At 72.2% G+C, this 13165-nt stretch carries 12 protein-coding genes; 2 read left to right on the top strand and 10 right to left on the bottom strand.

The annotated features are described in order from the left end of the window. Positions 1 to 139: 139 nt before the first annotated feature. The 6 genes from MXD58_RS09055 to MXD58_RS09030 form a co-directional block, all read right to left on the bottom strand. Positions 140 to 676: an anti-sigma factor gene (locus MXD58_RS09055; RefSeq protein ID WP_248836769.1), complete on the bottom strand. Its 537-nt coding sequence runs from the start codon at positions 674 to 676 to the stop codon at positions 140 to 142. A 319-nt stretch (positions 677 to 995) separates the two neighbouring features. Next, positions 996 to 1577: a GNAT family N-acetyltransferase gene (locus MXD58_RS09050; RefSeq protein ID WP_248836768.1), complete on the bottom strand. Its 582-nt coding sequence runs from the start codon at positions 1575 to 1577 to the stop codon at positions 996 to 998. After that, complete coding sequence (locus tag MXD58_RS09045) at positions 1574 to 2200, bottom strand: dTDP-4-dehydrorhamnose 3,5-epimerase family protein (protein WP_248836767.1); 627 nt, start codon at positions 2198 to 2200, stop codon at positions 1574 to 1576. The genes MXD58_RS09050 and MXD58_RS09045 overlap by 4 nt, the downstream gene beginning before the upstream one ends. Positions 2201 to 2386: 186 nt before the next feature. Further along, the gene (locus MXD58_RS09040) at positions 2387 to 3160 is read right to left on the bottom strand and encodes an amino acid ABC transporter ATP-binding protein (RefSeq protein ID WP_284678095.1); all 774 of its coding nucleotides are present in this window, start codon (positions 3158 to 3160) and stop codon (positions 2387 to 2389) included. Continuing rightward, positions 3157 to 4125 carry an amino acid ABC transporter permease gene (locus MXD58_RS09035; protein WP_248836766.1) on the bottom strand — a complete coding sequence of 323 codons (969 nt, stop codon included), beginning with the start codon at positions 4123 to 4125 and terminating at the stop codon, positions 3157 to 3159. The genes MXD58_RS09040 and MXD58_RS09035 overlap by 4 nt, the downstream gene beginning before the upstream one ends. After that, positions 4122 to 5033 carry an ABC transporter substrate-binding protein gene (locus MXD58_RS09030; RefSeq protein WP_248836765.1) on the bottom strand — a complete coding sequence of 304 codons (912 nt, stop codon included), beginning with the start codon at positions 5031 to 5033 and terminating at the stop codon, positions 4122 to 4124. Before MXD58_RS09030 ends, MXD58_RS09035 begins: the two co-directional genes overlap by 4 nt. 386 nt (positions 5034 to 5419) lie before the next feature. Between MXD58_RS09030 and MXD58_RS09025 the strand changes: the two genes are divergently transcribed. Further along, positions 5420 to 6649: an NAD(P)-dependent malic enzyme gene (locus MXD58_RS09025; protein ID WP_248836764.1), complete on the top strand. Its 1230-nt coding sequence runs from the start codon at positions 5420 to 5422 to the stop codon at positions 6647 to 6649. Positions 6650 to 6830: 181 nt separating this feature from the next. Here MXD58_RS09025 and MXD58_RS09020 read toward each other — a convergent pair whose 3' ends face one another. Next, on the bottom strand, positions 6831 to 7079 hold the full coding sequence (locus tag MXD58_RS09020) for a hypothetical protein (RefSeq protein WP_248836763.1): 249 nt from the start codon (positions 7077 to 7079) through the stop codon (positions 6831 to 6833). A 185-nt stretch (positions 7080 to 7264) separates the two neighbouring features. On the opposite strand from MXD58_RS09020, the gene MXD58_RS09015 reads away from it, so the two are divergent. After that, positions 7265 to 8236, top strand: coding sequence for a zinc-binding dehydrogenase (locus MXD58_RS09015; RefSeq protein WP_248836762.1), 972 nt, complete (start codon positions 7265 to 7267; stop codon positions 8234 to 8236). Between the two features lie 78 nt (positions 8237 to 8314). Here MXD58_RS09015 and MXD58_RS09010 read toward each other — a convergent pair whose 3' ends face one another. The 3 genes from MXD58_RS09010 to MXD58_RS09000 all read right to left on the bottom strand — a co-directional run. Next, positions 8315 to 8494 carry a DUF6104 family protein gene (locus tag MXD58_RS09010; protein ID WP_248836761.1) on the bottom strand — a complete coding sequence of 60 codons (180 nt, stop codon included), beginning with the start codon at positions 8492 to 8494 and terminating at the stop codon, positions 8315 to 8317. A 101-nt stretch (positions 8495 to 8595) separates the two neighbouring features. Further along, positions 8596 to 12378 carry a multifunctional oxoglutarate decarboxylase/oxoglutarate dehydrogenase thiamine pyrophosphate-binding subunit/dihydrolipoyllysine-residue succinyltransferase subunit gene (locus tag MXD58_RS09005; protein WP_248836760.1) on the bottom strand — a complete coding sequence of 1261 codons (3783 nt, stop codon included), beginning with the start codon at positions 12376 to 12378 and terminating at the stop codon, positions 8596 to 8598. 422 nt (positions 12379 to 12800) lie between these two features. Beyond that, on the bottom strand, positions 12801 to 13165 hold a 365-nt coding region (locus MXD58_RS09000), incomplete at its 5' end, for a thiamine-phosphate kinase (protein ID WP_374615859.1).

Below are 13165 nucleotides of genomic sequence, written 5' to 3'. Positions count from 1 at the left end.
GCCCCGGCCGGGCCCGCGCCCGTGCCGGGATGGTCGTCGAGGGCGGCGGCCCGCTGCTGGCTGAGCGCGGCGACTTGGGCGTTGCCCTGTCCCTGGTCGGGCGCCACCCGCGGCGGAGTCGGAGTTCTCCCGGTCGACGTCATGGTGTACCTACCGCGTCACCCAGTGGAGTCACGTCGGCGGCGCCCGATCCGCGCACGTGCCCGGCCGGCGGCTCCCCGAGGTCCGCCCGCACGCCGCGCCGCTTCTGCAGCGTGATGCTCACCTTCGACCCGGGGCCGGTGGCGGTCTCGACGTCACCGGCGAGGGCCTTGAGGACCGTCCAGGCAAAGGTGTCCTCGGACGGCGGCTCGCCGTCGAGGCTCTCGACGGTCACCAGCACGTGCATCACCCCGGGGGAGAGCGTGAACGTGCAGTCCAGGGACGAGCCGGGCACGGCGGACACCAGCAGCAGGGCACATGCCTCATCGACGGCGATCCGCAGGTCCTCGATGTCATCGAGGGTGAAGTCGAGCCGGGCCGCGAGGGACGCGGTCGCGGTCCGCAGCACGGTGAGATACGCGCTGGCCGCCGGCAGGGTGAGCGCGACGACGTCGCGCAGGCCGCCGGAATGGGCGGTGTGGCTGTCGATGGTGTCGGAGTTCTCCGCGCCGCCGGTCGAAGGCGTCGGATCCACGTTCCTACCCCCAAAGAGCCTGCGTCGTGCGAGGAGGTTCCCTCGCGGGTTCGGCCGAAGCCGGACGGACGTTGATGTTGCGGATGACGGCCTTCCCCGCTGCCGACGCCGTCAAGCCTGTCCCCGTCAGGCGTGACGTCCCTCATGCCCGCCGGGGAGCTCGTCGTCAGCGGCCGGTCGTTGCCACCGCCTCCACCGTACCCAGCCGCCCGTGGGTACCGCAGGTCGGGTGATCGAAAGACGCCGGGAAGGGCACAGTCGCCGGAATCCCGGCCACCGCCGCAGCCGTGCCCGAGCTGTCGCGGGGCCGTGCCGAGGCTCAGGCCGGATGCTGGGGCGCGGTGCCGGGGCACGGGCTGGCGTGGGCCGCGAGACCGGCCAGCGCCGCGCCATCGGCCCGCCAGGTCGTCCAGCCGGTCATCGGCCGCGCGGCGATCGCCCGGTAGAACTCCTGCGCCGGGGTGTTCCAGTCGAGCACGGCCCATTCCAGCCGGCGGTGGCCCTGTTCGACGCCGATCGCGGCCAGCGCCGCGAGCAGGTCCCGGCCGTGGCCGGCCCGCCGGTGCTCGGGCTGGACAAACAGGTCGACCAGATACATCCCGGTCTGCCCGGTCCAGGTGGAGAAGGTGGGATGCCAGATCGCGAAGCCCACCACCGGCGGCGCCTCGGCTACCGCACCCGGGGTGTCCGCGCCGGGCGGCACCGCCGGATCGTGCCCCCCGGCCGGGGCCGGCGCCGCGGTGGCGACCAGGCAGTGGGCGCTCGGGTCGGGGCCGAACAGGGCGGTGTCCAGGTCCTCGGCGGTCATCGCGACCGCGTCGGGCTCCCGTTCGTAGGCGGCGAGCTCGCGGATGAGGGTCAGGACGATCTCGACGTCCCCCGGGCCGGCCACCCGGATCACGGCGCGCCACCCGCCGGCGCGCCGAGGGCCCGCAGCGTGGCGTAGAGGGCCTGGCAGTCGCGGTAAGAGGGCAGCAGGCCGGCCGACTCGGCCTCCTTGAGGGTCGGGGCCACCGCGTCCTTGTCAGACAGCAGCGGGGTCAGCTCCTCGGGCCACGGCAGCGCCAGGTCGGGGTCGAGCGGGTTGACGCCGTGCTCGCGCCCCGGCGTGAACGGCGTGGAGCACAGGTACGAGACCGCCGCGTCGTCCGTGAGGGCCATGAACGCGTGCCCCAGACCCTCCGCGACGTAGAGCCCGCGGCGGTCGACGTCGTCGAGGACGACCGCCGCGAAGGTGCCGAAGGTCGGCGAGCCGGTGCGGATGTCCACCACGCAGTCCAGCACCCGACCGCGCACGCAGGTCACGTACTTCGCCTGGCTCGGGGGAACCTCCGAGTAGTGCACGCCGCGTAGCGTGCCGCCCCGGCTGATGCTGTGGTTGGCCTGCGAGAGCGTGAGCGGATGCCCGACCGCCTCGCTCAGCGCGTCGGAGCGGAACCACTCCAGGAAGGTTCCGCGGCTGTCGGAGTGCTGACGCGGGGTGAACACCCAGGCGTCCGGGACCGATAGTGCGCTGATCTCCACGCGTGCGACGGTACCGGTTCGCCTGGGCGTCACCCAGCAGGCTGGACCGTCCCACCGGCACTGTTGGCGTGCAGGTGTGGCTCCTGCCGCGCGTTGGCCGCCGCGATGGGTCCGCGCCGCAAAAGGTCACGCAAAGTAGCTACTTGTGTGGGCCTCGCGGCACCTTGGTCTCAGAGCACCTTGGTCTCAGAGCACCTTGGCGAGGAAGGCGCGGGTGCGTTCGTGCGCCGGCGCGGTGAGCAGGGTCGCGGGCGGGCCCGTCTCGATGACCGTGCCGGCGTCCATGAACACCACGGTGTCGGCGGCCTGCCGGGCGAAGCCGAGCTCGTGGGTGACAACGATCATCGTCATGCCCTCCTCGGCGAGCTGGCGCATGATCTCCAGGACCTCGCCGACCAGCTCCGGGTCGAGCGCCGACGTCGGCTCGTCGAACAGCATCAGCTTCGGGCGCATCGCCAGTGCCCGGGCGATCGCGATCCGCTGCTGCTGGCCGCCGGACAGCTGCGCGGGATAGGCACCGGCGCGGTCGGCCAGACCCACCCGGGCCAGCAGTTCCTCCGCCTGGCGCACCGCGTCGGCGCGCCGCTCGCCGCGCACCCGCAGCGGCGCCTCGATGATGTTCTCCAGGGCGGTCAGGTGGGGGAAGAGGTTGAACCGCTGGAACACCATGCCGATCTCGCGCCGCTTGCGGGCGATCTCGCGGGGCCGCAGCTCGTGGATGCGCCCGCCGTGCTCCCGGTAGCCGACCAGCTCGCCGTCGACCGCGAGGCGCCCGCCGCTGATCCGCTCCAGGTGGTTCACGCACCGCAGGAAGGTCGTCTTGCCGGAGCCGGACGGCCCGATGAGGCAGGTGACCTCGCCCGGCGCCACGGTCAGGCTGACGTCGCGCAGGGCGACATGGTGACCGAACGACTTGCGCACCCGCTCCGCGCGGACCATCGGCTCCACCGCCGTGGTCATCGTGCCGCCTCCGTCCGCCGTGCTCTGGTGTTCCCCGGCGCGACGCCGCGGGCGTAGCGCCGTTCGAGCTGGTACTGGCCGGCGGTCAGCACCGAGGTCATCGCCAGGTACCACAGCGCCGCGACGATCAGCAGTGGCACGGTCTGGTAGTTACGGGCGTAGATCAGCCGAGTGGCGTTCAGCAGCTCGGTGTAGGAGATCACGCTGACCAGCGAGGTCGTCTTGAGCATCGAGATGGTCTCGTTGCCGGTGGGCGGGATGATCGTCCGCATCGCCTGGGGCAGCACCACGCGGCGCAGCGTCAGCGCCCGGCCCATCCCGAGGGCTGCGGCGGCCTCGCTCTGGCCGGAGTCGACCCCGTTGATCCCGGCCCGCACGATCTCCGCCATGTACGCCGCCTCGTTGAGGCCAAGCCCCAGCACCGCCGCCGCGAACAGCGGCACCACGTGGTTCGCGTCCCCCGACACGAAGCTCGGCCCGAACGGGACGCCCAGCGACAGCCGGGGGTACAGCGCGCCGACGAAGCTCCAGAACAGCAGCTGGACCAGCAGCGGCGTGCCGCGGAAGAACCACACGTACACCCAGGCGGCGCCGGCCACGACCGGGTTCGCCGACATCCGCATGATCGCCAGGCCGATCCCGCCGGCGACGCCGATCGCCATCGCGATCGCGGTCAGATAGACCGTGGCCCACAGGCCGCGCAGCACCGGCTCCGCGAACAGGTAGTCCCCGACGGTGCCCCACTGGAAGTTCGGGTTGGTGACGAGGGAGTGGGCGGCCATCGCGGCCAGCACGAGAACGACCGCGGCCGCCACCCACCGCCCGGGATGGCGCAGCGGCACCGCCTCGATGTCACCGGCCTTGATGTCACCGGCCTCGATGTCACCGGCCTTGATGTCACCGTGCCCGCCCGACGCCACCGCGGGTGCGATGGCGTCGGGCGAGCCCCCCTCCGGAGATTTCATGCGGTGGCGCCGTTGATCTTCGGCTCGGTGATGGCTCCGTCGGCGATGCCCCACCTGTCGAGGATCTGGCGGTAGGTGCCATCCTTGATCAACTTCTGTAGTGCGCCCCGCAGCGGCGTGGTCAGGCCCGCGTTCTTCGGCACGGCGATGCCGTAGGGCGCGGTCCCGTAGGCCGTGCCGACCGTCACGATCCGCCCGCCCGAGAGCTTCGCCTGGTAGTCGGCGACCGGGGAGTCGGCCATCGACAGATCGGCTCGGCCCGACGTCAGCGCCAGGTTCGCGGCGTTCTGGTCGTCGTAGTTCTGCACGGAGACGGGCGCTCTGCCCGCCGCGGTGCAGCGACCGCTCTGGTCACTCGCGTCGGTCTGCTGGGTGGTGCCGCTCTCCACGGACACCGAGTGCCCGCACAGATCGCCGAGCGCCGAGACCTTCACTCCACCCTGGCCGCGGGTCATGAAAGACGTCCCGGCAGAGTAGTAGGTCACGAAGTCGACCTGGGCCTCCCGCTCTTTGGTGTCGGTGAACGACGACATGCCGACGTCGTATCGACCGGCGGCCAGGCCCGGCAGGATCGAGTCGAACGTGGCCTGGCTGAACTGGACCCGCAGGCCCAGGACGCCGCCGAGCGCCCTCCCCAGGTCGATATCCATTCCGGTGATGCTTTTGCCATCCGTGGCCAAGAACTCGTTCGGTGCGTAGGAGGGGTCGGTGGCGACGGTCAGGGTGCCCGCGTCGCGCACCTTCTGGGGGAGCTGACCTGCGAGGACGCTGTCGGTGGCGGGGGCCTGGGTGCTCGCGGAGGGTGAGTCCGACCCGCTGCTGCCGCACGCAGCGGTGATCGTCGCGAGGGCGGCCGCGGCGACAAGTGTGGATATCCTCGATCTATGACGAATGACGCCGACGTGCACGGATGACCTCCAGGTCGGGATGAAGCGCGGGGTGCCGGAGACAGGTTCCGATCTGCACCCAAGCCCCGTCATGTGACACCCCGGCTACGCTCGTACACCTGATTCGTGTCCGCGTGTTCCGTCTGTGTTGCGAGGATGTTCGATCGTGGTTCGCCGCGAGCGAAGCTTCCCCGCGAACCGCACCGGCCAGCCGTGCCATATTGGATGTACCCCGGGCACCCCCGGGCTTCGCGCCCTGCCCCACACGACGGGGCGGGACCGCTCAGGCTCGCCCTCCCGCGGACCACGGCACGCGCACGGAGGGCGGGCACCTTGTAGCCGCCGCCCTGGTGGGACCACGACCGCCCCAGCGGATCCACCGTCGGCTTGTCCGAGGAGCAACCTGCGTGTCCGCAACCACTGACCACACGACTATCGACTCCACCGCCGCGACCGATCTCGCCGCGGTCAGCCCGCGGCCCTCCGACGACGACCCGGCCTTCGCCCTGCACCGCGGCGGCAAGATCGGTATCGCGCTGACCGTCGCGCTGGAGACCCGCGAGGACCTCTCGCTCGCCTACACCCCCGGCGTTGCCCGGGTGTGCACGGCGATCGCCGAGACGCCGGCCCTCGCCGACGACTACACCTGGCGGTCCAACGTCGTCGCCGTCGTCACCGACGGCACGGCGGTGCTCGGCCTCGGTGACATCGGCCCCGCCGCCTCGCTACCGGTGATGGAGGGCAAGGCGGCGCTGTTCAAGCAGTTCGGTGGGGTCGACGCGGTGCCGCTCGCCCTCGACGCCACCGACGTCGAGGAGATCGTCGACACTGTCGCGCGGCTCGCTCCCAGCTTCGGCGGGATCAACCTGGAGGACATCTCCGCACCCCGCTGCTTCGCGATCGAGCGGCTGCTGCAGGAGCGGGTGGACATCCCCGTCTTCCACGACGACCAGCACGGCACCGCGATCGTGGCGCTGGCCGCGTTGGAGAACGCCGCCAAGCTGACCGGTCGCACCCTCGGTGATCTGCGCGCCGTCGTGTCCGGCGCGGGTGCGGCCGGCGTCGCCGTCACCCGGATCCTGCTCGCCGCCGGCATCGGCGACATCGCCGTCGGCGACAGCCGCGGCATCATCTACGCCGGCCGGGACAACCTGACCACGGTCAAGGCCGCCCTCGCCGCCGAGACGAATCGCGCCGGCCTCACCGGCTCGATCAACGACGCGCTGCGCGGCGCCGACGTGTTCCTCGGCCTGTCCGCCGGCAAGGTGCCGGAGGAGGCCGTCGCCTCCATGGCCCCCGAGGCGATCATCTTCGCGATGGCGAACCCGGACCCCGAGGTCGACCCGGAGATCGCGCACAAGTACGCCCGGATCGTCGCCACCGGCCGCAGCGACTACCCGAACCAGATCAACAACGTGCTGGCGTTCCCGGGCGTGTTCCGCGGCGCCCTCGACGTGCGGGCGAGCCGGGTGACGGAGGGCATGAAGCTCGCCGCCGCCGACGCGCTCGCCGCCGTGATCGCCGACGAGCTCACCGAGGACCACATCATCCCGAGCGTGTTCGACAAGCGGGTCGGGCCGGCTGTCTCCGCGGCCGTCGCGGCGGCCGCGCGGGCCGACGGGGTCGCCCGCCGCTGAGCCCGCGCAGCCTCCTTCCACCCCAGGGTGATCGGCGTCGGGGCCCCGAAGTGCCTGGCACTGCGGGGCCCCGCGGCGTCTGCCGGGCCTTCTGTGGTGCTGGGCCTTCTGTGGTGCTGGGCCTGGTGTGGTGCCGGGGCTGGTGTGGTGCCGGGGCTGGTGTGGTGCCGGGGCCGGGCGGTCAGACCCGGCCGCACCCGGCGCAGGGCCGGTTCTCCACGGCGTCCACGAGCGGGCGCAGCGCCCCGCAACCCTGGTAGGAGCAGCAGACGAAGTCCGCCGGCTGCACGGTGATGACCGGGGTGCCGTCGACGATGACCGTGGCAGGCGGCTCCGGGGTGGGGAGGGGCCGTCGGCGTCGCCAGCCCAGCCGGTGCCGCGATGCGCGGCGCTCGGGCGTCCCCGCGTCCGCGTCCTCCGGGCGGGTCACCACGATCCGTCCGGGGCGTCGGCAGCGCTCGTCGTTCCCACGGCGATGAGTTCAGCACACCGGTCCCGCCGATGCGCGGGACGGGGCGGCTGATCCCCCTTCGCCGGGTTTCGCGGGAGCCCCGGTCCCGGCCGCCTCCATCGCGGTCGTTCGCGCCCGGACAACCCCGGTCGTAGGTTCGGGACGTGCTCGCCGCCGCCGCCGTCGCCCTGCATCCGGACGCGCCCCTGGACGGCCTCGCCGTCGGGGAACAGCCCGAGCCCGCGCCGCCCGACGGCTGGGTCACCGTCGACGTGCGGGCGGCTTCGCTGAATCATCACGATCTGTTCAGCCTCCGTGGGGTTGGCCTGCCGGCCGAGCGCCTCCCGATGATCCTCGGCTGCGACGCCGCCGGCGTCACGGCCGACGGGCAGGAGGTCGTCGTGCACGCCGTCATCGGGGATCCGGTGGCCGGTGGCGGGGACGAGACGCTGGATCCGCGCCGGACCCTGCTGTCCGAGCTGCACCCGGGCACGCTCGCCGAACGGGTCGCGGTGCCGCGGCGCAACCTCGTCCCGAAACCGCCGGAGCTGTCCTGGGCGGAGGCGGCCTGCCTGCCGACCGCCTGGCTGACCGCGTACCGGATGGTGGTGACCCGCTCCGGCCTGCCCGCGGGCGGCGGCACCGTGCTCGTCCAGGGCGCGGGCGGCGGGGTGGCGACGGCCGCGCTGCTGATCGCCAAGGCGGTCGGGCACACCGTGTTCGTGACCTCCCGCGACGAGGACAAGCGCCGCCGTGCGGCCGCCCTGGGTGCCGACGAGGTCGTCGAGTCCGGCGCCCGGCTGCCGACCCGGGTCGACGCCGTGATCGAGACGGTCGGGGCGGCCACCTGGGCGCACTCGCTGCGGTCGCTGCGCCCGGGTGGGCGGATCATCCTGTCCGGCGCGACCAGCGGCCCGAACCCGCCGGCCGATCTCAGCCGGATCTTCTTCCAGCAGCTGTCGGTGATCGGCTCGACGATGGGCAGTCGGGACGAGCTCGCCGCCCTGCTCGCCCTGCTGGTCCGGACGGGCATCCGCCCGCCGGTGCAGCAGGTGCGCCCGTTGGCCCAGGCGCGGGCGGCGTTCGAGCGGCTCGCCGCCGGCGACGTGTTCGGCAAACTGGTGCTCACCACCTGAGCCGGATCGGCCCGCGCCAGCGCCGCCCACCCGGACCAGGGCCGCCCGCGAGGGTGCCCTGAACCGCGCCTGGGGCGCTCAGAGGTCGGGGTCGTCGTCAGGGCGGGCGAGCCAGGTGGCCAGCCGCTCCACGGCCACCTCGAACTCCGGGTGGACATCGACGAACGCCCGCATCGCGTCGGCGAGACCCTCGAACGTGAGCGTCTCCTCGCCGCGACGGTCAGCCAGTTCCTCGATGCCGCGGTCGGTGAAGTACATCCACGCTCCTGTAGGCCGACGCCGCTCCCTGTGCCCACTGCCATGCGCCGACGACCCGGCCTCCCGGGGGAGACACCTGGGCCGCCGGCACGCGGCCGAGGTCAGTCTCCGAAGGCCGCCTCGACGAGGGCCCGCTGCTCGCGCTCGTGCACCCGCGACGAACCGGACGCCGGCGCGGCCGCGGCCCGCCGGGACACCCGCCGCAGCCGGATCCCACCGGGCAGGTACTCGGCGATGTTGAGCGCCATGTGCGGGTAGGCACCCTGGTTCGCCGGCTCCTCCTGGACCCAGACGACGTCGGTGACGTTCGGGTAGCGTTCCAGCACCGCGGCCAGCTCCGGCCCGGGCGTCGGGTAGAGCTGCTCGACCCGCAGCAGCGCGCACCGTCCCTCGGCGTCCAGCTTGTCGCGCGAGGCGGCCAGGTCGTAGTAGACCTTGCCGGCGGAGAGCAGCACCCGGCGCACGTTCGCCGGGTTGGTCACGGCCGCGTCGTCGATCACCGGCTGCCAGCTGCCGCCGGTGAGTTCCTCGACCGTCGAGGTTGCCGCCTTCAGCCGCAGCATCGACTTCGGCGTGAACACGACCAGCGGGCGCCGCACCGGGGAGAGGGTCTGACGGCGCAGCAGGTGGAAGTAGCTGGCCGGGGACGACGGCGCCGACACCGTCATGTTGTTCTCCGCGCACAGCGACAGGAACCGTTCGATGCGCGCGGAGGAGTGGTCCGGACCCTGGCCCTCGTAGCCGTGCGGCAGGAGCAGGGCCAGCGAGGAGCGCTGTCCCCACTTCGCCTCGCCGGCGGAGATGAACTCGTCGATGATCGACTGGGCGCCGTTGGTGAAGTCACCGAACTGCGCCTCCCACAGGACCAGCATGTCCGAGCGGGCGACCGCGTAGCCGTACTCGAAGCCCATCGCCGCGAACTCGCTGAGCAGCGAGTCGTAGACGTAGAAGGTGCCGACGCCCTCGTTGTTCTCGGTGCCGTCCAGCCCGTGGCGCAGCGTCCGCAGCGGGGTGTGGTCCTCGGCGGTGTGCCGGTCGACGAGCACGGCGTGGCGCTGGCCGAACGTGCCGCGGCGGCTGTCCTGGCCGGTGAGGCGCACGGAGCGGCCATCGAGCAGCAGCGTGCCGAACGCGAGGGTTTCGGCCAGCGCCCAGTCGATCGCGCCGGTCTCCACCATCTGCGCGCGCCGCTCGATCTGCGGGCGCAGGCGCGGGTGCGGGGTGAAGCCGTCAGGCAGGTTCACCTGGGTGTCGATGACCCGCTTGACCGCCTCCGGGGTGACCGCGGTGCTGACCGCGGCGGCCGCGGCGGCCTCCTCCGGGGTCGTGACGATCCGCGGCTGCGGGGCGGTGCCGGCCGGCGAGGTGTCGCGTGTCTGGGCGAACGCCTTCTCCAGCTCCGCGCGGTAGGACTTCATCGCCTGCTCGGCTTCCTCGCGGGTGATGTCCCCGCGGCCGATCAGCGCCTCGGTGTAGAGCTTGCGCACCGAGCGCTTGCTGGCGATCGTGTCGTACATCAGCGGCTGGGTGAACGACGGCTCGTCCATCTCGTTGTGGCCGCGGCGCCGATAGCAGACCAGGTCGATCACGACGTCCTTGTGGAACGCCTGGCGGTACTCGAACGCCAGCGCCGCCACCCGCACGCACGCCTCCGGGTCGTCCCCGTTGACGTGGAAGATCGGCGCCTGCACCATCCGGGCGACGTCGGTGGCATACACCGACGAGCGGCTCGATTCCGGCGAGGTGGTGAAGCCGACCTGGTTGTTGATGACCAGGTGGATCGTCCCGCCGGTGCGGTAGCCACGCAGCTGGGAGAGGTTCAGCGTCTCGGCGACGACGCCCTGCCCGGCGAACGCCGCGTCGCCGTGGACCAGGACCGGCAGGACGGTGAAGCCGGCGGAGCCCTTGTCCAGGATGTCCTGCTTGGCGCGCACCACGCCCTCGGTGACCGGGTCGACGGCCTCCAGGTGCGACGGGTTCGCCACCACCGAGACGCCGACCGCGCGCCCGGACCGGCCGCTGTACTCGCCCTCGGCGCCCAGGTGGTACTTGACGTCACCGGAGCCGTGCGCGGTCTGCGGGTCGAGGTGGCCCTCGAACTCGTCGAAGATCTGCCGGTAGGACTTGCCGACGATGTTGGCCAGGACGTTGAGCCGGCCGCGGTGGGCCATGCCGATGACGACCTCGTCCATGCCGGCGTCGGCCGCTCGGTCGAGCACCTCGTCGAGCGTCGGGATGGTCGACTCGGCGCCCTCCATCGAGAAGCGCCGCTGGCCGACGTACTTCGTTTGCAGGAAGGACTCGAACGCCTCCGCCGCGCCGAGGCGCTCCAGCACGTGCAGTTGCTCGGCCGGGTCGGGACGCTCTGCGGAGCGCTCGACGCGGGCCTGGATCCAGGCCCGCTCGTCGGGCTCCTGGATGTGCATGTACTCGATGCCGACCCGGCGGCAGTACGAGTCGCGCAGGACACCCATGACGTCGCGCAGCGACATCGTGCGCTGCCCGGCGAAGCCGCCGACGGCGAACTCCCGGTCGAGGTCCCACAGCGTGAGCCCGTGGCTGATGATGTCCAGGTCGGGGTGGCTGCGGATGGCGAACTCGAGCGGGTTGGTGTCGGCCATCAGGTGGCCGCGCACCCGGTAGGCATGGATCAGCTCCAGCACCCGGGCGTTGTGGTCGAGGTCGCCCTCGTGGACCACGGGCATGTCCGTGACCCAGCGGACGGGCTCGTACGGAACCCGTAGCGCCGCGAAGATCTCGTCGTAGAAGCCGTCCTCGCCCAGCAGGAGCTGGTGCATCCGGCGCAGGTACTCGCCGGACTGGGCGCCCTGGATGATCCGGTGGTCGTAGGTGCTGGTCAGGGTGATCGTCTTGGAGATCGCCAGCCGGGCCAGCGTGTTCACGGCGGCGCCGGAGTACTCGGCCGGGTACTCCATCGCGCCGACGCCGATGATCGTGCCCTGGCCCTGCATCAGGCGGGGCACCGAGTGCACCGTGCCGATGCCGCCGGGGTTGGTGAGGCTGATGGTGACGTCGCTGAAGTCGTCGGCGGTCAGCTTGTTCGCCCGGGCCCGGCGCACGATGTCCTCGTAGGCGACCCAGAACTCGCGGAAGTCGAGGGTGTCCGCCTTCTTCACCGAGGCGACGACGAGCTGGCGGCCCTTGGGGGTGACCAGGTCGATCGCGAGACCCAGGTTGACGTGCTCCGGCTGGACGACCGCGGGCTTGCCGTTCACCTCGGTGTAGGAGGCGTTCATCGCCGGGTTGGCGGCGACGGCCCTGACCATCGCGTAGCCGATGACGTGGGTGAACGACACCTTGCCGCCGCTGGAGCGGGCCAGGTGGCGGTTGATCACGATGCGGTTGTCCGCGAGCAGCTTCGCCGGGAACGCCCGGACCGACGTGGCGGTCGGGACGTGCAGCGAGGACTCCATGTTGGTGACCACCCGGGCCGCCGCGCCGCGCAGCGGGGTGACGACCGAGCCCCCGGCGGGCTCCTTTGCCGCTGGCGCCGCCGGCTGCTTCGGGGCGCTGGGCGCCTTCGCTGCCGGCTGGGGCGCGGCGGGCTGCTGCGGGGCTGCGGGGGCCGCTACCGCGGCGGGCTTCGCGCGGGCGGCGGGCGCCTCCGGTGCCGGGCTGGCAGCCGCGGCGGCGGGCTGCGGCGGCGTGGCCGATGCGCTGTGCGTCGTCTCACTCGCGGGAGACGCCCCGTTCGGGGCCCCGTCGGCGCCCAGGGGCATGCTCGGGTGGTAGTCGGAGAGGAACTCCCGCCACTCCGGCGACACACTTTGCGGATCTTCGAGAAACTGCTGATAGATCTCGAAGACCAGCCATTCGTTGGGTCCGAAGTCAGGTCCGGACGCAGGAACCGTCGGTGCTGTCACGGGGCCAATCGCCTCTATCCACGGTCTCACTACACGGCCTCCGAAAGGCCCTTCTGCCACCGTCTGACCAGGCTACCCGCTCCCGTCTCCGGCAGCGGAACCGGTCCCGCCCGGTCGGACAACCCGGCATGGGCGACGGGGTCGATGTGGCTGCGGCGCGAGGCCGGAGCGCCTCTGGGTGGCGGTCCGGATGCCGGGTGTGGTCGCCGAAGATCGGGCGGTTTTCATCACAAAATGGGCCTTTCGTCCGTGATTCCCTGATGGGAACACGGCCTGGTCGCCATCGGTTAAAGTGGAGAAGCGCCGGTCCGTATCATGGCCCCCGGACCCATTAAAAGTCGCTTCGTGCGACCTACGCCCGTGAGGCGACCTGGCGGGCCGGCGCTCACATCTCTGCTGCCTCCCTTGGCGTGCGCGGCAGGTTATTGCGGCATGGTGCCCGCCGAGCCGAAATGGTTCCACCCGCCGGTGCCGCGGTATGGCTGTCCGGCCACACTCACCCCGGCGCCGGCCAGGACAGTGCCGATGCGCACACAGCCCGCCGGCGGCGTCACACCGGCCGGCAGGCAGGCGACGAGCGCATGGTCCTCACCACCGGTGAGCACCCAGTCCAGCGGGTCGGCCCCCAGCGCGGCGGCGGCCGACCGCAGCGCCCCGCTGATCTCGATGGCGTCCGGGTCCAGGTCGATCCGGACGCCGGACGCGGCGCAGATGTGCCCCAGGTCCTGCACCAGGCCGTCCGAGACGTCGCACATGGCGCGCGCGCCGACGGCGGCGAGCGCGGGAC

It is taken from the genome of Frankia sp. AgKG'84/4 (genome assembly GCF_023242965.2).
Classification (GTDB): domain Bacteria; phylum Actinomycetota; class Actinomycetes; order Frankiales; family Frankiaceae; genus Frankia.
Note: the sequence above shows the minus strand (reverse complement) of the source record. Positions and strands in the feature narration are given on the sequence as shown.